Consider the following 21,555-nt stretch of genomic DNA (forward strand, 5'->3'; position numbering starts at 1 on the left):
GTACCAAATAATTATTAATATCATTCGTTCTAAAATAATTAGTAATTTTTTTGTTGTAATAACAAACTGTACATGCAGGAATCAATCCTCTCCAAACTGGAAGCCTCAAGAAGGGAGCTACTCGACCTGGGACTGCGTAACCCTTTATTAAACTACCGCTTACCGGTTAGTCGTGGAGTTCATATCGATCAGGAAAAGAGTGCCAACGTATATGAAGTGTTGGTGAAGCAGGGAAAGGCGATGACGTTTTTACCCAAACCAGGAAATAAAGAAAACAAGGAAAAAGCTATTACCCCGGAAGATAATACAGCCAGTATGCTGGACGACCCCAATGCATTTTTGAAAGAAGAAGTATTGGTAACTCCACCTGCTACTGACAATGCAGAACTTCCGAAGGAAGAGCAAAAAGAAGGATCTACCGCGCTACCTGAAACAGTAGTGTATGATACCCGTTTGCAAACTACTGAAGCTGCTGCCGCACTACAAAACAGATTGCTCAATACTTACTATGCTGCACGTACCAGTTTGGAAGAACAAGGTGTGAATATTCTCTTCCTTACATTAGGTATGCTGCAGTGGTATGAAAAAGATAATACCAAAGAAGCAAGACAGGCGCCTTTGATATTGATACCGGTATCACTGGAAAGAAGTAGTGCCCGGGAACGTTTTCGTTTGCGCTATACCGGTAGTGATGTAGAAATGAACTTAAGCTTACAAACCAAAATTAAAACTGATTTCGGAATTGTGTTGCCTGACATGCCGGAAACGGATGAAATTTCTATTAATGACTACCTGCAGGAAATAGCAGATGCGGTATATGGTATGCCGAAGTGGGAAGTGAAAATGGATACTGTTGAATTAGGATTTTTCTCCTTCGGAAAACTAATGTTGTACCACGACCTGGATAGTGAAAACTGGCCTGCAGATGAACAACCGGTTGTACATCCTGTATTACAGAGTTTATTCGGTGCAGGATTCAGTGAAGGGGAATCTGGTGTAAGTGATGAAACATTTATCGACACTGAAACCAATGCCCATGAAATGCACCAGGTAGTAGATGCAGATGGTTCACAATTGCTTGCCATGCTCGCTGTGCAGGAAGGAAAAAACCTGGTGATACAGGGACCTCCCGGTACAGGTAAATCACAAACCATTACGAACCTGATTGCAAATGCAATTGGTGAAGGAAAGAAAGTACTCTTCGTTGCAGAAAAAATGGCAGCGCTGGAAGTGGTGAAGAGAAGGCTGGATAGTATTCAACTGGGCGATGCATGTTTAGAACTGCATAGTCATAAAGCAAATAAAAAAGAACTACACCAGGAACTGCGTCGTACACTGGAATTAGGTAAACCAGCAATCATGCAACTACAACAGGAAGTTGCGTTACTACATGAGTACAGACGTGAGTTGAATGATTACTGTTTAGCAGTGAATGCGCCTGTTGGTAAAAGTGGATTGACACCGCAACAACTGATGGGTTACCTGTTGCAATTAAAAGAAGCAGCAGGTGATCTGATTTTACCACGTATACCTATTCCTGACATTGCAAACTGGGAAGCCAGCAATATGCAACGTGCAGAGAATATGGCGAACAGAATCACTGCGCGATTAGGTGAAACAGGAATGCCGTCTGCATTATTGTTCTGGGGAAGTCAGCTAACTATATTAACACCATCAGAACAGGAGAAGCTCATACCACTCATGCAACAAACTGTTGCCACTATCAAAAGCCTGCAACATGAAAGTGCAATGATTGCTGCGCAGGTAGGTATGCCCATGCCATTGAATAAGAAAGATACAATGGATCTTTCTTATGTAGTGCAGATGGCTTCTGTACGTCCTGATCTGGCAGGTGTGAATATTTCGAATGTAGCCTGGCTGCAAAGAAAAGAAGACATCAAAGAACTGTTGCAGACAGGAAAAAGATTAGCACAGATTCGCCAGGTGTATGATTCAATACTGATACCAGAAGCATGGGAACAAAATGTGTTGGAGATCAGACAAAACCTGTTAGCATATGGTGAGAAATGGTTCAAGTTTGCTATTGGTGATTACAATCGAAGTAATCGCCAGCTGGCTGCTTTGTGTAGAAATGGTGCGCCTTCTGATGTGGCTGCGAAACTTGCTTGTGTAGACGCTATTATGGAAGCAAAGCGATTGGATAAACAGGTGCAGGACTACGAAACACTTGCCAGGGATTTGTTTGGTCAGCGCTGGCAAAAAGGATTCAGTAACTGGAATGAGCTGGAAACAATCTCTAATTATTTAAGTGATGTACACAGACAGGTTAATATAGGTTCATGCGATAAAGTGATTCTCTCTTATCTTGAAAAAAATGAACCGGTTGCTGCGGCAAAGCAATACCTGGATACGCTGTTAAAATATTTACAGCAACATGGTACTGCTATCGAACAAATAGTTACAGCGACTGCATTCAATGAACAGATTCGTTACAAAGAAATCACTCCTTTATTACAACGTTCTTACGAAGATCAGATTGTACTGTTGGAATCATGGATAGCAGGGTTGCCAGAAATCCATCTGATGATATCGTGGAATAATTTAGCAACATCTGCTATCAATGAAGGATTGGAATCTTTGATAGATGCAGTGGTTTATTGGCCGGAAGCACAGAAAGGATTGAAACCGGCTTTGCAAAAAACATGGTATGAATACCTGTATGAACAGGCATTGGTGAAGCATGCAGCACTGAGAAAATTTGAAAGAGCGAGTCATGAATCATCAGTGAAGCAGTTTGTAAAACTGGATACACTCGATCTGCAATATAATCGTGCGCGTGCTGCGTTGAAACATTGGGATGGTATACCACCATTAGATGCGGGTGGACAAGTGAATGTACTACGTACTGAATTCAATAAGAAAGCAAGACATATGCCTATCCGCAAACTGGTACAGGTAGCAGGATTGGCAATACAGGCTATCAAACCGGTATTTATGATGAGCCCATTGTCTATTGCTAACTTTTTACCACCAGGATCATTGCAGTTTGACCTGGTGATTTTTGATGAGGCTTCGCAGGTAAGACCGGTAGATGCATTAGGTGCATTGCTGAGAGGAAAGCAATTGGTTGTAGTTGGTGATAGCAAACAGATGCCACCAGGCAGTTTCTTTGATTCATTATTGAAAGAAACTGATGACGAAGAAAATGTAACTGCCGATATGCCAAGTATATTAGGGATGTGTGATGCACAGGGTGCACCACAACGTATGTTGCGCTGGCACTATCGTAGTCGTCATGAATCATTGATCACATTATCTAATCAGGAATTTTACGAGAACAAACTGGTGATCTTTCCAAGCCCTGGTGCTACACATCAGATGGGATTGATTTATCATCACCTGAAAGATACTGTTTACGATCGTGGTAAGACGCGTACCAACCCGCAGGAAGCAAATGCTATTACAGAAGCAGTGATCAGGCATGCAAAAGAACATCCTGATTTAAGCTTAGGGGTAGTAGCATTTAGTACGGCACAGATGCAGGCGATACAGGAATCGCTGGAAGCAGCGAGAAAGAAACTGCCTGAAGTAGAATCATTCTTTAAAGCACATCCGCATGAACCATTCTTTGTAAAGAACCTGGAAAATGTACAGGGGGATGAGCGTGATGTTATTTACATCAGTATAGGATATGGCCGTACGGCAGATGGATCTGTAAGTTTAGCATTTGGTCCTTTGAATAATGAAGGCGGTGAGAAGAGGCTGAATGTATTAATTACGCGTGCAAAACAGAGATGCGAAGTATTTACGAACCTGACGGCTGATGACATAGATCTGAACCGTACGGATAGTGAAGGTGTGAAAGCGTTGAAGAACTTCCTCTACTTTGCACAGCATGGACAATTGTATACATCATCTGCTGATGGATGGCCGGCAAGAATTCCTTTTGAGGAAGAAGTAGCGAAACACTTGCAGGCAGCAGGATATACTGTACATAAACAGGTGGGTAGTAAAGGCTTCTTTATTGATCTGGCTATTTCTGATCCTGAACATCCGGGTAAATATATTATAGGTATTGTGTGTGATGGTGAGGGGTATAATTCTGCACGTTCCGCCAGAGACAGAGATCGGTTGAGGCAACAGGTAATGGAAGATATGGGATGGAACTTGTATCATGTATGGAGTACGGATTGGTTCAGGCATCCTGCCAGGGAAATTAAGCGATTATTAGCTGCGGTTGAACAGGCAAAAACGAATGAAGTAATTCCGGAACCGGAGCAGGAGGTAGCAGAAGATTTTACTATGGTGAGAGAAGATGAAGATATGACGATGCCTGAATTACCATTGTATGAAACTGCCATACTGCCGATGGAAATATCTACGAAAGAATTGCATGCGCATGGGTTGGATAAACTAAGAAGCTGGTTAGAAAAAATTGTGCAGGTAGAGAGCCCGGTGCATACAGAAGAAGTAGCAAGAAGATTGATTGAGGCGGCAGGTGTAGCAAGAGTGGGTAGCCGTATACGTGAAACGTTGAAGCAGGCAATATCAAGTGCGGAGGAGAGTGGTAGTATAGTGGTGAAAGAACCATTCCTGTGGGATGCAAAAATGGAAGTACCGGTATTGAGGAATAGGGCGAATATGCCTGCGGCATCAAGGAAAGTAATGTATATAGCACCGGAGGAAATGACGGTAGCAATAGAGAAAGTAGTGAGAGATGCGGTAGCGATTACAGAAGAAGCCGTGATACCGTTAGTGGCGAAGGCATTAGGTTTTACAAGGGCGACGGAAGATTTGAAAACGGAATTATCAGGTGCGATAAAACAAGCGATTGAAGCAGGGGTGATACGTGAGGACGATGAATGGCTAAAAATAAATTAACAAAAAGGTCCTGCCAGAGGCAGGACCTTTTTGTTAATTTATTTTTTTAATACAAGATCTTCTCTTGCTGCCCAGGTATTTATATCCTGTTTACTCAACGCGGCTGCCATCATATCGGGAAACTTATCCGGCGTACATGCAAATACAGGAATACCCAAATTGGAAAGGAACTGTGCATTGTCATGATCGTAATAAGGTGCACCATCATCATTCAATGCGAGTAATACAATGACCTGTACACCAGCGGCTACTAATTCGGCAGCGCGCTTACGCATACGATCATTACTACCCCCTTCAAATAAGTCAGTGATTAACACTAATACGGTATCTGTTGGCCTGGTAATAATCTGCTGGCAATAATTTAGTGCTAACTGTATATCTGTGCCACCACCCAACTGTACACCGAATAACAAATCGACCGGATCTTTCAGTTCTTCTGTCAGATCAGCCACAGATGTGTCGAAGACCACCATCTTTGTTTTGATAGCAGGAATAGATGCCATTACAGAACCGAAAATACCGGAGTATACAACTGATGTACCCATAGAGCCACTCTGGTCCAGGCAGAGCACGACGTCTTTTAATGAGGTCGTTTTGCGGCCATAGCCAATGCGGGTTTCAGGAATAATTGTTTTATACTCAGGCTGATAGTGACGCAGGTTTTTTAAGATGGTCGCATGCCAGTTGATTTCATTATGTTTAGGACGACGATTCCTGATACTGCGATGTAAGCTACCGGTGATTGCCTGTTGTGTGGGCTGTGTGAGTTTCTTCAATAGTTCTTCCACGACCCTGCGTACTACCTGTCTGGCAGTATCTTTTGTTTTGTCAGGAATGGCGTGGCGCAATGTTAATAAGGTTGCTACCAAGTGAACATCAGGTTCTACATTTTCCAGCATCTCTTTTTCAAAGAGCATCTGTGTAATGTTCAATCGCTGCAGTGCATCGCGCTGCATGACCTGCACCACAGAAGCAGGGAAGAATGTACGGATGTCACCGAGCCAACGGCTTACGTTAGGAGAGGAGGGACCGAGTCCGCCTTTCTTTTCACTATCGTAGAGTGCTTCCAGTGCCTGGTCCATTTTCAATTCGTCGCCAGTGAGATTGAAACCTGTGCCGTCAGATTCTTTACCACCGAGTACGAGTCGCCATTTATGTAAGTTGTCCATTGATTTAGTTTTTAAAGCCCAGCATTTTCATCACAATCGGAATACCTTTTTCTGCACGTGTTGCATCAAAATGCACTTCGGCAGTTGTTGATACAGCATTGCCTGTAGTAACACCGCTCTTTGCTTTTTCACCGAGCTTTCTTCTTTCAGGTTTACTGAATCCTGAAAATGTTCTTCTCAGTAAAGGTAGCAATTGAGTAAATGTATCCTGGTTCAGCTGATTCATCCAGTTGTTTACCACTGTCCACAGATCATTGTCTACTAACAATAATGTGCCACTGCCTTTTAAGAAGCCTTCCAGCCATGCTGCAGCTACTGCAGGAGGATTGGCGGTAGACATGGCATAACTGAATGCTTTCACCAGCTCTGCACCTGTAATTTGCCTGTGATCAGACAGTAAGCGGGTAGCATATCCACCGATCACGGCGGAGGTGTTATTATTATGAGCGATATAAGATAATGTCTGTTGCCATTGTGTGCTAAGATCATCCTGTTGCAATAAGAGAATCGCATCGTTCATGTTGTAGAATAACTCCAGCAATTGTAATGCGGCATCTTCTGCAATACTTGTACAGGCAGCAGGCAAACTGATGCAGGTGCGGGTGATCATACCGTTAATGATACCTTCTACCAGCGCTGCGTCTGTTTTACGTACGTTGCCATATCTGCTTATTTGTACCAGGTTTGGTAGTACCGTCATTAGCTGCATGACATCGCCGGTAGCAGCAGCGAGGTTATTGATTTGCTGGATCAATAAGTCGATAGCAGCATCCAATTCGGCGGGAATAGCGCTTTCCAGTAAGTCGCATACTTCTTTCAGGGTAGTAGCTGATTGTGCCCGATATTTTACATAACTGTTGGTTGCCTCTTCTACAGTGTTGCCCCAGCTACCCCGTTCAATGATATCAATGGATAAAGACGGATCCCATTGTAAGCGCCATTGTTCCTTGAAAGTGCCTTTGCCGGATACATCGTATCGGTCCCCCCATTTGATACCTAGCAATTCCAGGCGGTGCAGGAAGATGCTTCGCTCCAGGTCATTTTCTTTTCTGAGGTCTAAAGTGTAATCTTTGAAATCGGCGGTCTGTGGTAAGCGCAGTTTCTTTTGCAGCTTTTCAATGTCTGTCTGTAATGGTGGACGAGGTACATCGATAGGTACTTCACCAATCTTATCACTGACGATCAATGCTTTTTCAATCAGTTTGACCAGGATGTCTTCCCCATTACACAATACACTCAACGTGGCTTCATTCAGTTCTTCCAAACCGGGTCTTGGTAAACCACGTAAGGATGCTAATGCAGTTGCCAGACGAACAGCTTCCATCACATGTGCAACAGAAATATCTTTTTGTTCTTCCCTGAAGAGTCTTGCTACGCGTGCCATCCAGCGGGAGCCATCATCGGTGGGATAGTGCCACAGGTGCTCATACCAACCGGGTGAATTGATGCCTGCACCATAACCACTGTTGTAACTCAAACGGTTATATGTCCAGGGTACCCACGATACCGCCGTTTTTACTTTGGGCAATCCTTTCAGCAGTTCATTGTCATCTTTTGCTTTGGGCATGTGCGTGAGTGCTGGTGCATGCCATGCACCACATACTACGGCAATTTCTGTGTACATTTCCTTTTCTGCCTGCCGGATGGTTTTACGCATCCAGGCTTCACGCAATTGTTCTTCCCTGTCGTAGGGGAGCGGGAGGTCTGTACGCAGGGCATGCATGCCTTCGGTAATGGCATCGAATACCTGCTCTTCATCCTGCCGGTATTCAAATTCATGTTCCCACCAGGTTTCTTCTTCTTCAAAACCGGCAGCAGCAGCCAGCCATGCAATAGGATTGCGCCTGAGCGTTTCTGCATCCGGAATAGCAATGCTATTATTTAAAGAAGAATCAGCAGTAGGTTGATGACGCAGGTCAAACTGATACGCCATTGGCAGATCCATGAATTTAACAGGAATCTTATTTTGTCTTGCATATAGTATTGCCTGCCACTCCGGAGAGAATTCCGAGAATGGATAGAACACTGCTTTTTTTGGATCATCGGGTTGGAATACGAGAATCGCTACCGGAGGTTTCAATTCATCATGTCCCACCCATTCCAGTATACCATCGGCATCTGGCGGGCCTTCTACCAGCACGATGTCCGGTTTGATCTTTTCCAGGGCAGCGCGCACTCTCCTGGCAGAGCCGGGACCATGATGCCGTATGCCCAGTATATGAGTTGACATAATATGCGTTTACAGGTCCCGGAATGCCCGGTAAATATCTTTCCACTCGTCTCTTGTTTTGATGACAGTTTCGAGGTATTCCTGCCATACAATTTTATCCTGCACAGGATCTTTGATTACAGCGCCGATAATACCTGCTGCAAGATCTGCTGCTTTGAGCGCGCCATCCCCAAAGTAAGCCGCCATTGCCAGCCCATTGTTCACTACAGAAATAGCTTCGGCAGTGCTGAGTGTTCCGCTTGGTACTTTGATCTTGGTCTTGCCATCGGCAGTAATACCGCTACGCAGTTCACGGAAGATGGTAACGATACGACGAATCTCTGCCAGTGCTGGTTTTTCGGCCGGGAGGTCCATTACTTTTTCATAGCTTTCTACTCTTCTCTTCACGATGTCGATCTCTTCTTCCATATTGTCAGGAACAGGAAGAATAACGGTATTAAAACGGCGTTTTAAGGCGCTGGAAAGGTCGTTTACACCTTTGTCCCTGTTATTGGCTGTGGCGATGATATTAAAGCCTTTTTGGGCCATTATTGCTGTGTTCAGCTCAGGGATAGGGAGTGTTTTTTCAGAGAGGATGGTGATGAGTGTATCCTGTACATCTGCACCGATACGGGTCAGCTCTTCAATACGGGCGATCTTACCATCTTTCATAGCGCGCATCACGGGTGTTTCCACGATAGCGCCTGTGGTAGGACCTTCTGCCAGCAGGCGGGCATAGTTCCAGCCATAACGGATGGCTTCTTCACCGGTACCGGCAGTACCCTGTACGATCATGGTAGAATCACCGCTAATAGCTGCTGCAAGATGTTCGCTCACCCAGCTTTTGGCAGTACCTGGCAAACCGTAGAGCAACAATGCCCGGTCGGTAGTAAGGGTTGCTACGGCGATTTCCATGAGACGGCGGTTACCAATGTATTTAGGTTGTACTTCAAATCCATTTTTCAGGGTACCACCAATGAGGTAAGTAACAACAGCTTGTGGAGATAGTTTCCACATATAAGGACGCTTTTCAGTATCCTGCTTTTGCAGTTCTTCCAGTTCCTGTGCGAACAGCTGTTCCGCGTGTTGACGTAAAATGTTGGACATTTTTTATCTGCTTAAAAAGGTGATCATTTTGTATTCAAGAAAGCTTTATTGATCGCTGCTTTGCAGGTCAATAATCTTTTGATATGTTCTGAGGTATTCTTCCAGGTGGCCTGGTAGGCGGGTAGTTCAGGGGTAAAGCTTTCCAGTTCGCCTGCGATTAACAAGGGTATATTCTGTACCTGCTTGTCAAAGAAGTTGCGGTTGTACTGGTAAGGGTTTTTAGCAATCCATTTGAACAGTTCCCTGGTAATGGGCAGGCCCCATTCATAATCGCGTTCGCTGAGAAAGCGGATCATGAATTGTGGTTCTTTTTCAAAGTATTTGAGCGCATAAGCTTCCTGTTCGTGAACGGGTAATGCCTCCAGCGCATCTTTGAAAAACTCTTTACTTTCTTTCAGGATCAGCTGTAGCCATTCCAGGTCTTTGAAGCGGATAGCTGCTAAACCTAATGCCTGCATGAAATGCTGTGTGATCTCTGTATTATTAAAATAAGAGAGTACGCCTTTTTTATCAGTGTCCAGGTAGTTTTCCCACCAGGCAGGAGGTACATAAGTCGTGAGCTGAAAGAGAATGAAAGCATCGTCGCTCACACTTTTGGAACTACTTAATAATTGAATACCGGAATCAGCAATCCGTTTATCAGAAGGGAGTTGCAATGAGATGTCCAGCGACTTTTTATTCAGCAATCCTTTTTTAGTAGGGGTGATGCTTTGTTGTAATAACTGCCAGTAAGCCTGGATGATAGAAGACGTGGGCAATTGTTTGAGCAATGTCCAGGTTTCGTCTTTTACTTTTGAGCTTTTGTCAGTGAGCAGTGTTTCCAGCCAGGGCACATCTTCTTCGCCGGCATTGATTTGCAACACTTTCAGGAGTTCGGCACGGGTGGCAGCGTTTTCCTGTGACCATGTTTGCTGCAGCCATTCCCTGGCTTGTGCGGGGTTTTCCTGTCTTATAGTAGACAGTACCTGTTTGCGATCTTCCAGTGATCCTGTCTGCCAGTGATCTTCGTTGGTATCTGCTTTTTTGAATGCCCAGGCAGGATTGAGTTGCCCCAGCCATTCACCTCTTTTACCACAAACGGTGACAGTCAGACTTCTCCATTGTTTTTCCCTGATAGACATATCCATCAGGATAGGAATGAATTCAGGTGGCGCCAGTTGTTGTGCTGCTGCGCAGGCTTCCATCCAATAGAGGATCAGTGCCTGCAGACCCATGTCGATGGCAGTGTATAATGCCTGCCATGCAGCAGCACTGCAATAGGGCAGTACTTCGGCAGGTGCAGCTTCGAGGGTGACGCTACTGTCCTGCAGGGCAGTGACGCCGCTCTGGCGATAGTTGAGCGCAATAGCGGCAAGGTGCAGAAACTGTGTTTCCACATCCAGCGATTTATCTCCCAATACGGTATCAGCTACAGCAGATAATGCAGGGGGGAGATCGTCTTTGCGCAGTTGTTTTTTGCCTGTACCTAACAGGACGGTGTTAACAATATTATTCCACATAAGTTTTGTCCCGCGATTACAATAGTTTATAAGAGCCGTTGTGCCATGCACCTAAAGGTTCGTATTGTTGTTCTTTGCCCAGCAGCGCCATGTTCAGCGGTTGACCGCCGCTGAGGGCGAGTAGCTTCCAGATGTTTGCATAGCCGGTTTTCAGTGGCATCAGTCTTTCTTCCTGGTCTTTGAGCCACCATTGCAAATTGTGTTGTACAGGGGTTAGTTGCTGTACAATGTAAGGTCGCTCGCTGCGCACAGGCATCAGTTCGAACAGTGAAGTTTCTGTATCTGTGACCTGTGTCCAGCCTTGCATACCTGTTACTTCAGGCAGGGAGATGTTGGAGACAGGATATTTAATGATAGCTCTGAGTGGCGTAGGTGAAGGGAAGTAGACCAGTTCGCCCAGTAGTGCAATACCCGGTGTAATCAATACTTCGGGCCGGGTCTGGTTCTTGACATAAAATTGTAGTACCAGGGCAGACCGCTGACTATGCTGACCATAGAGCCAGTAGCGCTCTGTGACCAGGTTTTCTTCTTCATTGATCTGTTTACTGAGTACCAGCCAGGTATCTTTGATGCCTGTTTGTTGCTTGAGGGCTTCCTGGTTCTGGGTAAAGCCGATTAACGTGCGGAGTTCCTGTTGTAGCGGTTCATTCAAACCAGCACTTTGGGTATACCCCTGTACTACAAGATAGATGCGTAGCAGCTGATCGAGAAAGGCATTCTGCCAGCCTTCGCTATAGAAGTTCGTTTCGCCAAGGGCGCGTACCATTCCGGCAAGACCGGATGCCTGTGCATCGACCATTCTCCTGGCCATATTTTCCCAGTAAGCGTCTCCTTTTTCAGGGATCTGCAGCAGTCCATTGCGAACAATGTCTTTCATCCAGAGCATGAGTTCTGTGATACCATCAGCTACTTTTTGCTGGCGTGCCTGTAGTCTTTTGGCCTGTGCATTTTCGTCTACGGGTTTATCAGTTTTTTCTACTTTCTTTTCAGCCCGTTTGGATAGCCATTCACTCACCCATGCAGGAGGGGTATTGTCTGTGAAGGTATCTTTTTGCCGGGCATACAGGAGCATGAGTCCAATACCGTGTTTGCAGGGGAATTTACGACTGGGGCAGCTGCATTTGAAGGCTACGTTTACGATGTCTACCTGGGTTTGATACGGCTTGCTGCCGCTACCCTGGCATTCCCCCCATAAGGCGTCGGTGTTGGCGCCTTTGCTTACCCATTTTCCCGGACTTGCCAATGCGGATCCCGCTTTTCGGGAAGCGTCGTCCGGGGCTAAACCTATTACATGTTCTTCTGTCAGGAGCAATGGAGTAGATATTTAATTATACAAAGATGAATGAATACAGCCGGACGTAAATCATGACGATGTACGCCAGCAGGATGACTGCGTTCAATACCAGCAGCCAGTTGTAATCAATGACGGAGTATTTCTTTTTGATCACAAGAATGATCAGGGTAAGCAGACCTACAAAGAGCAGGGCAGGAGCAATCAGGGTTAGTTTATTTGGGATGACGAAGTGTGCATTTTCCAGTCTTTTGCTCCACGGTTGTTCGCCGGTGATAAAAGGGAGTGCGCCTACAAATACGATGATGACAAATAAACGGATAGCCGATTTTGCTGCGATTTTGCTGATCTTAAGAGCCCTTGTTTCCTTTTCCATGATTGATTAATTAGTGGTCACTAAGTTCGGGATTTAGTATTTAAAATCAATAGCCAATGGATAAGCGTTCCTGCGAATAGGCTCAGTACGCTGAGAAGGGTCATCCATGTATTTTCTTCGGCAAAGCCGCCAATGAATAGCCAGCAGAAAAAGTAGATGTGGAACCATGCGGGCACCAGCCAGGTGATAAAGGGTAGTTTGAACGGTTGTCGTTTCATTTTAATGATCTCAATTGCGGTTAGTATTGCAAAGAAAAGGAGGGTAAATACCAACTTATCTGCGCTCAGAATATTAAAATGATTTTTTAGAAAAAAAGATATGGGAAAAAGGGTAACATATAAGGCGACTTGTGAAATAAGGATGGCGAATATTGGAATGGCTATTTTCCAGGTGCGGGTCTTTTCGAGATAGCGGGAAAAGAGGGAATAGAAGAATACGACACATAACCAGCCGTAGAAATTACCCCAGGGTACACCGAAGTATTGAGCGGTAAGGGCAACGGATGGATTGATGATGGTTTCCCAGTTCCAATGCCACATGTGCAGGCGGTAGGCCACTACATCCATGCTCCAGTCAATGTTCAGGGCGAGCAGTGCTTCCATAGCGGCGGCGGGCCAGATGCGCATGTTCATACTTTCGGTGATCAGGCGGGAGGTGTACATGATGATGCCCCAGCCGGCGCCGATGCCTACCGGGATGTCACCGATCATGAGGAGGAAGTGACCGTATCTGTAACCGGCATTGGCTCTTACATTTATATATTCCAGGAGGAGGCCGAAACCAAGCCCGCCGAGGAGGTAAGCGAGTTTGGAGATGCCTTGTTTACAGGCGTGGTACAGGCATAATAAAAAGAGGATGTACATGCAGATTTCGGTAAGGGGATAGCAGATGGCGGGGGGATAGCCGTAAGGCATATCGGCAAATGGACGATTCATTATAGTAGATTTTGATTGGCCTGCGGCAGCAAGGAAGAACCATTTTTTTAGGCAGACGCCTGATGTGAGATTTTCTTTGGCAGCAGCGAGGATTTTTTTTAGGTTAATGCCTGTGGCAAGTTTTCTATGCAACAGGGAGGAAAATCTTTTTTAGGTTAATGCCTGAATTGAGATTCCTCTTTATTCATATAAGAAGTCTGCCTGGTATCGCGCAGGAACACATATACTACCAGGGAAATGAACACACAGATCGTCACATACCAATAATACCAGGGTTCATGCCCAATTTTTTTACAATACAGTGCAATGTATTCCGCAGTGCCGCCAAAGATAGCGACCGTCAGTGCATAAGGTAAGCCTACACCTAATGCCCGTACCTGCGAAGGGAATAATTCTGCTTTCACCACTGCATTGATAGAAGTATATCCACTTACTATCAGCAGGGCTGTCAATAATAAAAGGAATGCAGCCGTCTCCGAGCTGGCATGACTCACCGCAGTGAGGATAGGTACTGTAAATAAGGTACCTGCTACCCCAAATGTTATCAATAAAGGTTTCCTTCCTATTTTATCACTCAGCAGGCCACAGAGTGGTTGTATGCAGGCGTAAATAAGCATGAGCCAGAAGGTGAGTACAGTTGACCTTTCTTTGGTAAGGTGTACTGTATTCACCAGGAACTTTTGCATATAAGTAGTGTAGGTATAAAATGCCAATGTACCACCCATTGTCAATCCCACTACAGTCAGAATTGCTCTTGGATGTTCATTAAACAGTACTTTCAGTGAACCGCGTTTTACATCATCTTTCTTTACGGAGATGGTTTCCTCCATATGGCGGCGGATGATTAGTGCAAAAAGGGAGAGGAGTGCGCCGATTACAAATGGTATACGCCATCCCCAGGTATGCAGTTGATCGGGAGTAAGAAATACTTTTTGCAATACTAATTGTACTCCCAGTGCGATGAGTTGTCCACCGATGAGGGTTACATATTGAAAGCTGGAATAAAAGCCTCTTTTATCGGGGGTAGATATTTCACTCAGGTAGGTAGCAGAAGTTCCATATTCCCCACCCACGCTCAGGCCTTGTAATAACCGTGCCAGCAATAATAATACAGGGGAAAACAAACCAGCAGTCTGATACGTAGGAGCGACGGCAATCATGAGGCTACCCAGTGACATGAGTAATACAGACAATGTCATAGCCGTTTTGCGGCCTGTACGATCAGCTATAGTTCCAAAGAGCCAACCACCTACCGGGCGCATGAGAAAACCAACGGCAAAGATGGCTGCAGTATCCAGTAGCTGAGCAGTAGGATTCCCTTTGGGAAAAAAGGAAGGAGCAAAGTAAATTGCAAATGCAGCATAGGCATACCAGTCGTACCATTCTACGAGGTTGCCAATGGAACCGGTGAAGATAGCCCTGATACGAAGCAGTGTAGTCATTGATCCCTTGTGCGAGTCGATATTCATAGTGTGGTGTAAGGTGGATCGTAAAAATAAGGCTTATATTGCTGTACACTAGCATTAAATTTCAAAAGAGTCATACACATGGATGCAATCACAAAAGCAAAGAAAGCCGCTGGCGAAAAGGCCGCTGCTTTGGTACAACCAGGTATGCTGGTAGGATTGGGTACAGGATCTACCGCTTACTGGGCGATCGAAAAGATCGGTCAAATGGTAAAGGAAGGATTGAATATTCAGGCAGTGGCAACCTCCCTTGCTTCGGAAAAACAGGCGCTGGCACTGGGTATACCGATTACTTCGTTTAGCGAAATCCAGCAGCTGGACCTGGATATTGACGGGGCGGATGAAATCAGCGAAGAGGGACAACTGATAAAGGGTGGCGGTGGTTCCCTGCTCAGGGAAAAGATTGTGGCACTGGCCAGTAGAAGACGTGTGATCGTGGGTGACGAAAGAAAATATGTAAAGACGCTTGGAAAATTTCCATTACCGATAGAAGTCGTACCTTTTGGCTGGGAGCTGGTGTTTAAAACACTGCAGGCCCTGCAGGGACATCCTACCCTTAGAACGAAAGACGATCAGCCTTATATTACGGACAACAGCAATTACATTATCGATTGTTCATTTGGCATAATCCGCGAACCGGAACAGCTGCATCAACAATTAAAAGCGCTTACCGGCGTTGTAGAGACAGGCCTGTTCCTGAATCTGAAACCCACTGTGATCATTGCCTATGAAAACGGAGATGTAAAAACCATCTGAGAAGATTGAGCGCCAGACCTTTTGAAAAACCTGCATCTTTATGTTATACACAACAATTGTCGCTATCTGGCTGGCTTCGGAGATTTTTCTGAACCGTATTTTCCGTTCCGGTCCCCAGGAAAGACAGAAAGCAGACAGAAAATCGTTGCTTTGGATATGGGTGACGATTATGGCTACGCTGCCACTGGGATCTTTTGTAGCGGAGCATACAGCAGCCCCGATCACGAGCTATCGTTATATTTCTAAAGTCGGCATAGCGGTGATAGTATTAGGTATGTTGTTCCGGTTCTGGTCGATCTATACGTTGGGACATTATTTTACGGTAGATGTAGCGATCCGGGATGATCACAGGATAATACAACATGGAGTGTATAAATATTTGCGGCATCCGGCGTACCTGGGATCGCTGGTATCTTTTGTAGGGAATGGAATTGCGATGAATAATTACATTGCTTTTCTGATTACCGTATTACCTGTCACCGGTGCATTTTTGTATAGAATGTATGTAGAGGAACAGGTGTTGATTAATAACTTCGGAGAGGAGTATCTACAGTATAAAAAGAAAACATGGCGACTGATACCGTTCGTGTTTTAAAAAATAAAAAGAATATGAGCTATACTACTTTCATTCAGCCGAAAGAGGCCCTTGAAAATTTACATGATCCTAACTTCCTGTTTGTTGATTGCAGCTATTCCCTGGCTGATAAAAAATGGGGTATAGAGGAATATAAGAAAGCACACATTCCGGGTGCGGTCTATGCTGACCTGCATTATGACCTGTCCGGCGAAATTATAGCTGGTAAAACCAGCCGGCATCCATTACCAAAGAAAGATGCTTTGGTAAAGACTTTTTCGAAACTGGGTATTGATGCAGATGTACAGGTAGTGGCATATGATGCGACTGCGGGTTTCATGGCGGCTGCCAGATTGTGGTGGTTACTGCGCTGGGCAGGGCATGAGAAGGTAGCGGTATTGAATGGTGGTAAAGGAGTATGGGCAGCGCAGGGATATCCGTTGACGGCTGATATTATGCCTACGCAGCCAAAGCAGTTTGTAGCGCATTTTAATGATAATATGCTCGCTTCTGTGAATGAAGTAATGGCTTCTATTGAAGCTGGTAATACCTGCCTGGTTGATAGCAGAACTGCAGATAGATATGCGGGTCAGAATGAAACGATCGACCCGGTAGCAGGTCATATTCCAACCGCTATCTCTAAACCATTCAATGCGCAGATTGGTACAGAAGGTGTAGCAGCAGCTGCTGTATACAAGGAGCATTTCAAAGATGAATTTGCAAAAGGGAATGTGGTGTTTTATTGCGGCTCTGGTGTAACGGCAGCCTACAATGTATTGCTGTCGGTATATGCAGGGTATCCTATTCCCAAACTGTATGCGGGTTCATGGAGTGAATGGATCACAGATCCTGCACGCCCTGTAGCATAATCAAAACAACTGTAATATGGTCATTATTGCGAAGATCTTTGTAGGCCTGGTCGCACTTGAGCATCTGTATATTTTATGGATGGAAATGTTTGCGTGGGAAACTGCCGGGAAACGAACTTTTAAGCAGTTGCCTGCTGAGCTATTTAAACCAACCAAAGGGCTGGCAGCTAACCAGGGATTATACAATGGATTTTTATCGGCAGGGTTAGTCTGGTCATTCTTTATCAGTGATCCTGAATGGCAGAAAAATGTAGCGGTGTTCTTTTTGAGTTGTGTGGTAATCGCTGGAGTCTTTGGGGCCCTGACGGCGACTAAGAAAATCTTCTTTGTGCAGGGGCTACCGGCATTGATTGGATTGGTACTAACTTTGTTAGCCTAAAGATGTATTTTTGGTGTCACTATGAGAAATGTAAGCAAAGATTTCAATCCGACCATCAATCAGTCGTTCTACATAACCCGTAATCTGTTGATCAGTAATCTGAAGAAACATTTTAACGTGCTTCATGGCCGTATGTTGGACTTTGGTTGCGGTAGCAAGCCTTATAAGACCCTTATTAACGTAGATGAATATATAGGCGTAGATTTTCAGGGTGAGGGACATAGCCATGAGAATGAGCAGATAGATGTGTTTTATGACGGCCTTACATTGCCGCTGGAAGACAATTCGTTTGACAGTGTATTGTCGACCGAAGTGTTTGAGCACGTATTCAACCTTGAGGATATGATTTCTGAGTTGCACAGGGTAATGAAGCCGGGCGCCACAATACTGATTACGATGCCGTTTCTGATTGCTGAACATGAGGCACCGAATGATTGCAGCCGTTATACTTCCTATGGATTAAAGAGCCTGCTGGAGCGTAAGGGGTTTGAAATTGCTTACTACGAAAAGCTGGGTACTTCTATTCAGACACAGGCCCAGATCAGGATGTCGTATATAGATAGTTCTATTTTGTCCAAGCTGAATTTCTTTATGCCATTGAGGAAACTGGTGACTAATGTTACTTTTGCTCTGATGAATATATGGGTAATGGTGTTGAATGCGATTTTGCCGAAACGATATGATGCGTTTTTGAATCATATTGTGATCTGTAAGAAGAAATAAACTACTGATATAAGGGCCATCTGCAAGATGGCCTTTTTTATTTTTGAAGGTTGGATATAGAGGTGTCGAACTAGCATCGAAGAAGCGTCGAAGAAGACGTGGACCTATAATAGACATAAAAAAAGCGATTACTATAGTAATCGCTTTTTTTTCTGTGGTGAGGGCCGGAATCGAACCGGCGACACAAGGATTTTCAGTCCTTTGCTCTACCAACTGAGCTACCACACCATCTCTTTTCTCACATCCTTCTCTCGAAGGGAGTGCAAAGATAACAAAATATGATTTTAAAATCCAAATATTATTCTAAGAAATTGTTGCAGTTGCACGAATTTCCTCCAAAATTCCTGTCCACAGTGCATTTCGCTGCTCCAATGCTTCGCGGCATGCGATAGCAGCTTCTTCCCATTTGCGGCTATCATCGCCACAAAGCTCCTGTACCATCTCCATTCCGAGGTGACTGTGGTGATCGCCATCCACTTCAATATGACGCTCCAGGTAATACTTGAACAGGCTGATCTGTCCGGGGAACTGCTTGTCCAGATCGTTTACCAGTGCTACGAACATATCAGGGATCAGGTCTTCCCGCCCAAAGGTGAAGACAGCGGCCTGCACATGTATCGGGGCTTTTTCGATCAGGTCAAATGTATGCTGCACAAATGCTTTGGCAGCAGGAGGGAAGGTGTTGAATATATCGCTAAGGGCTATATCTTTTTGCAGGGACAGCAGGGCATTTTCCATTACGGATGTATCAGCGCCTACCTGTTTCATGGCATCCAGGTACAGTTCAAAATGGCTCACCCGTTTGCCATCAGGATCTATATCACTCTCCTCGCCGGTAACGATCTCATTGATCAGAAAGCGGGTGGCAGCACTCCCTACGGGTACCCATGGCAGGTTGGTACAGGTGAGGTTGCGTTGCAATGATTTTAAGAGTGACATGAAATCCCATACGGCAAATACATGGTACTGCATGAAAGACCGGATGTCGTCCATGCGTTGCATTTCAGTGTATAATGAATGTTGAATAATCTGTTCCCTTACAGGAGCAATTGCTGCCCTGATAATATTATGTCCCATAGTTGGTTTTTTAGTTCCCGTATACAACGAGGAACTTAATACGCATCAATTTCAATTGTTCAAGAGTGTAGTCGCTATCGATGAGTTCTTCGCGGGCCAGGGCCAGACTGGAAGTCTCACAGCCTTTGAAGTAGTCCATTATTTCGTCCTGGGCGTAGTCGTCCAGTTCCTCGTCGATGCAGTAGTCGAGATTAAGTTTGGTACCGCTTGCCACGATAGTTTCCATTTCGTCCAGCAATTGGGGAATAGTGAGTTCCTTGTTGCGGGCGATGGTTTCCAGCGGCATTTTCTTATCGATATTCTGGATAATGAACACTTTCAGACCGCTCTTATTGACCACGCTTTTCATGACAAAATCGTCCGGTTTCACGATGTCATTTTCCTCTACATATTTAGAGATAACATCTACGAACTGTTTGCCATAGCGAACGGCCTTTCCCTTGCTCACACCCTGTATTTTTTCCAGTTCCTGTACGGTAGTAGGGTACTGGGTAGCCATATCTTCGAGAGAGGTTTCGAGGAAGATGACGAATGGCGGTAGGTTCTTTTCTTTTGCTACCTTTTTACGGAGCTCTTTCAGCATTTCGAAGAGAACAGGATCGGCAGAAGCCTGGGCTTCTGCGGCTACTTCGTCTTCTTCATTGCCTTCTTCTTCAAATTGGTGGTTGAGTGAGACCATGATAGAGTAAGGAGTTTTGAGGAACTTTTTACCCTTATCAGTGATCTTTAGCAGGCCATATTCTTCGATGTCTTTAGCGATCAGGTCTTCCAGCATCATCTGACGGATGAGGGAATTCCAGAAATGTGCATCGAATTCTTTACCCTCGCCGAACACTTCCAGCTGGTTGTGCTGGTAGGTAGTGATCTGCGGGTTGATTTTGCCGGTGATGATATTGACAACGTAGTCAGTGCCAAAGCGTTCTTCCAGGGACTGGATGGCTTTGAGTACAATGACTACGCGGTTTTTGACTTCTATTTTCTCTTTTGGATTGCGGCAGTTATCGCAGGCGCCGTTACACTGGTCTTCCTGGTATTTTTCACCGAAGTAGTGGAGGATTACTTTACGGCGGCAGGCAGAGCTTTCGGCGTAGGCAACGGTTTCGTTGATGAGCTGGGCGCCCATTTCCCTTTCGCTGAGTGGCTTGTCGCGCATCAGGTGTTCCAGCTTCTGCACGTCTTTGTAAGAGTAGAAGCAGACGCAGATACCTTCCAGTCCATCACGACCGGCGCGGCCTGTTTCCTGGTAGTAGTTCTCCAGGCTCTTAGGAATGTTGTAGTGTATAACGAAGCGAACATCTGGTTTATCGATACCCATACCGAAAGCGATAGTAGCCACGATAACCTCACACTCTTCGTGCAGGAACATATCCTGGCGCTGTGCGCGGGTGCTTGCATCAAGACCTGCATGGTAAGCGACGGCTTTAATATTATTGGCCGTCAGCATATCTGCCAGTTCTTCGGTGGTTTTACGATTCAGGGTATAGATGATACCGCTTTTACCTTTATGCTGGTGAATGAATTTGACAATTTCGCGGATGGTTTGTTCCTTTTTCCTTTTGGGGCGGATCTCATAATAGAGGTTGGGCCTGTTGAAGGAGGAAAGGAATACCTGGGGATCGCGGAGGCCCAGGTTTTTGACAATATCGCTTTGTACTTTAGGAGTTGCGGTGGCGGTGAGGGCGATGATAGGCAGATCGGAGTTAATCATTTCTATCATTTCCTTGAGGCGGCGATATTCAGGGCGGAAATCGTGTCCCCACTCTGAGATACAGTGCGCTTCGTCCACTGCTATGAAAGATATTTCCAGTTCCTTGAAGAACTCCAGGTTTTCGGCCTTGGTCAATGTTTCCGGGGCTACGTACAACATTTTAGTCTTTCCGGAAAGGAGATCAGTTCTTACTTTCTTGATTTGAGCTTTAGAAAGGGTAGAATTCAGAAAATGCGCTACATTATCCTTGCTACTGTAGGAGCGAACAAGATCTACCTGGTTTTTCATTAAAGCTATGAGCGGAGAGACGATCAGCGCACATCCTGGACTCATTAATGCCGGTAGCTGGTAGCAGAGAGATTTTCCACCGCCTGTTGGCATTATTACAAAAGTATCTTTGCGGGCAAGAATGCTTTTAATGATAATTTCCTGATTCCCTTTGAAAGAATCGAATCCAAAATGTTCCCGCAATGCATCTATCAAACTTACCTTTACAACAGCCATTGCATTCAAAATTTAAAACAAATAAACTCTAAAGAAAGTAACAAATTATGGATATTGTTTATGTGTTTTTT

The 21,555-nt window shown here is 45.0% G+C and carries 16 protein-coding genes and 1 tRNA gene; 6 read left to right on the forward strand and 11 right to left on the reverse strand.

Annotated features, from left to right (window positions below; all coding sequences use genetic code 11):
- Window positions 1-72: 72 nt before the first annotated feature.
- The gene (locus ABDW16_RS01570) at window positions 73-4,842 is read left to right on the forward strand and encodes a DUF3320 domain-containing protein (RefSeq protein ID WP_343667354.1); all 4,770 of its coding nucleotides are present in this window, start codon (window positions 73-75) and stop codon (window positions 4,840-4,842) included.
- 38 nt (window positions 4,843-4,880) lie between these two features.
- On the opposite strand, the gene ABDW16_RS01575 is transcribed toward ABDW16_RS01570, so the two are convergent.
- From ABDW16_RS01575 to ABDW16_RS01610, 8 genes are all read right to left on the reverse strand, one after another.
- On the reverse strand, window positions 4,881-6,011 hold the full coding sequence (locus tag ABDW16_RS01575; protein ID WP_343667355.1) for a VWA domain-containing protein: 1,131 nt from the start codon (window positions 6,009-6,011) through the stop codon (window positions 4,881-4,883).
- 4 nt (window positions 6,012-6,015) lie between these two features.
- Window positions 6,016-8,241: a DUF5682 family protein gene (locus tag ABDW16_RS01580; protein ID WP_343667356.1), complete on the reverse strand. Its 2,226-nt coding sequence runs from the start codon at window positions 8,239-8,241 to the stop codon at window positions 6,016-6,018.
- Window positions 8,242-8,250: 9 nt separating this feature from the next.
- Window positions 8,251-9,327, reverse strand: a complete 1,077-nt coding sequence (locus ABDW16_RS01585) for an AAA family ATPase (protein ID WP_343667357.1) — start codon at window positions 9,325-9,327, stop codon at window positions 8,251-8,253.
- A gap of 23 nt (window positions 9,328-9,350) precedes the next feature.
- Window positions 9,351-10,826, reverse strand: coding sequence for a DUF5691 domain-containing protein (locus ABDW16_RS01590; protein WP_343667358.1), 1,476 nt, complete (start codon window positions 10,824-10,826; stop codon window positions 9,351-9,353).
- Between the two features lie 16 nt (window positions 10,827-10,842).
- Window positions 10,843-12,138, reverse strand: coding sequence for an SWIM zinc finger family protein (locus tag ABDW16_RS01595; protein WP_343667359.1), 1,296 nt, complete (start codon window positions 12,136-12,138; stop codon window positions 10,843-10,845).
- Between the two features lie 16 nt (window positions 12,139-12,154).
- Window positions 12,155-12,493 carry a hypothetical protein gene (locus ABDW16_RS01600; protein WP_343667360.1) on the reverse strand — a complete coding sequence of 113 codons (339 nt, stop codon included), beginning with the start codon at window positions 12,491-12,493 and terminating at the stop codon, window positions 12,155-12,157.
- Between the two features lie 20 nt (window positions 12,494-12,513).
- Entirely contained in the window at window positions 12,514-13,428 is a 915-nt protein-coding gene (locus ABDW16_RS01605) for a carotenoid biosynthesis protein (RefSeq protein WP_343667361.1), read from the reverse strand.
- 155 nt (window positions 13,429-13,583) lie between these two features.
- Window positions 13,584-14,897 carry an MFS transporter gene (locus ABDW16_RS01610; RefSeq protein WP_343667362.1) on the reverse strand — a complete coding sequence of 438 codons (1,314 nt, stop codon included), beginning with the start codon at window positions 14,895-14,897 and terminating at the stop codon, window positions 13,584-13,586.
- Window positions 14,898-14,975: 78 nt separating this feature from the next.
- On the opposite strand from ABDW16_RS01610, the gene rpiA reads away from it, so the two are divergent.
- The 5 genes from rpiA to ABDW16_RS01635 are packed head-to-tail and all read left to right on the forward strand — an operon-like array spanning window position 14,976 to window position 18,195.
- A complete protein-coding gene (gene rpiA / locus ABDW16_RS01615) occupies window positions 14,976-15,650 on the forward strand; it encodes a ribose-5-phosphate isomerase RpiA (protein ID WP_343667363.1) in 675 nt (224 codons plus the stop codon).
- A gap of 40 nt (window positions 15,651-15,690) precedes the next feature.
- Window positions 15,691-16,245: an isoprenylcysteine carboxylmethyltransferase family protein gene (locus ABDW16_RS01620; RefSeq protein WP_343667364.1), complete on the forward strand. Its 555-nt coding sequence runs from the start codon at window positions 15,691-15,693 to the stop codon at window positions 16,243-16,245.
- A gap of 14 nt (window positions 16,246-16,259) precedes the next feature.
- Window positions 16,260-17,093 (forward strand): sulfurtransferase, encoded by an 834-nt coding sequence (locus ABDW16_RS01625; RefSeq protein WP_343667365.1) that lies wholly within the window; start codon window positions 16,260-16,262, stop codon window positions 17,091-17,093.
- 16 nt (window positions 17,094-17,109) lie between these two features.
- Window positions 17,110-17,472, forward strand: coding sequence for a DUF1304 domain-containing protein (locus tag ABDW16_RS01630; protein WP_343667366.1), 363 nt, complete (start codon window positions 17,110-17,112; stop codon window positions 17,470-17,472).
- A gap of 21 nt (window positions 17,473-17,493) precedes the next feature.
- Window positions 17,494-18,195, forward strand: a complete 702-nt coding sequence (locus ABDW16_RS01635) for a class I SAM-dependent methyltransferase (RefSeq protein ID WP_343667367.1) — start codon at window positions 17,494-17,496, stop codon at window positions 18,193-18,195.
- Window positions 18,196-18,350: 155 nt separating this feature from the next.
- Here ABDW16_RS01635 and ABDW16_RS01640 read toward each other — a convergent pair.
- The 3 genes from ABDW16_RS01640 to recQ all read right to left on the reverse strand — a co-directional run bounded on the left by ABDW16_RS01640 (window position 18,351) and on the right by recQ (window position 21,484).
- Window positions 18,351-18,423: transfer RNA gene (locus ABDW16_RS01640), tRNA-Phe, on the reverse strand.
- A 75-nt stretch (window positions 18,424-18,498) separates the two neighbouring features.
- On the reverse strand, window positions 18,499-19,272 hold the full coding sequence (locus ABDW16_RS01645) for a DUF3050 domain-containing protein (RefSeq protein ID WP_343667368.1): 774 nt from the start codon (window positions 19,270-19,272) through the stop codon (window positions 18,499-18,501).
- 10 nt (window positions 19,273-19,282) lie between these two features.
- Complete coding sequence (gene recQ / locus ABDW16_RS01650; protein ID WP_343667369.1) at window positions 19,283-21,484, reverse strand: DNA helicase RecQ; 2,202 nt, start codon at window positions 21,482-21,484, stop codon at window positions 19,283-19,285.
- Window positions 21,485-21,555 lie beyond the last annotated feature (71 nt).

The sequence above is a fragment of the Chitinophaga sp. genome (assembly GCF_039596135.1).
Classification (GTDB): Bacteria; Bacteroidota; Bacteroidia; order Chitinophagales; family Chitinophagaceae; genus Chitinophaga.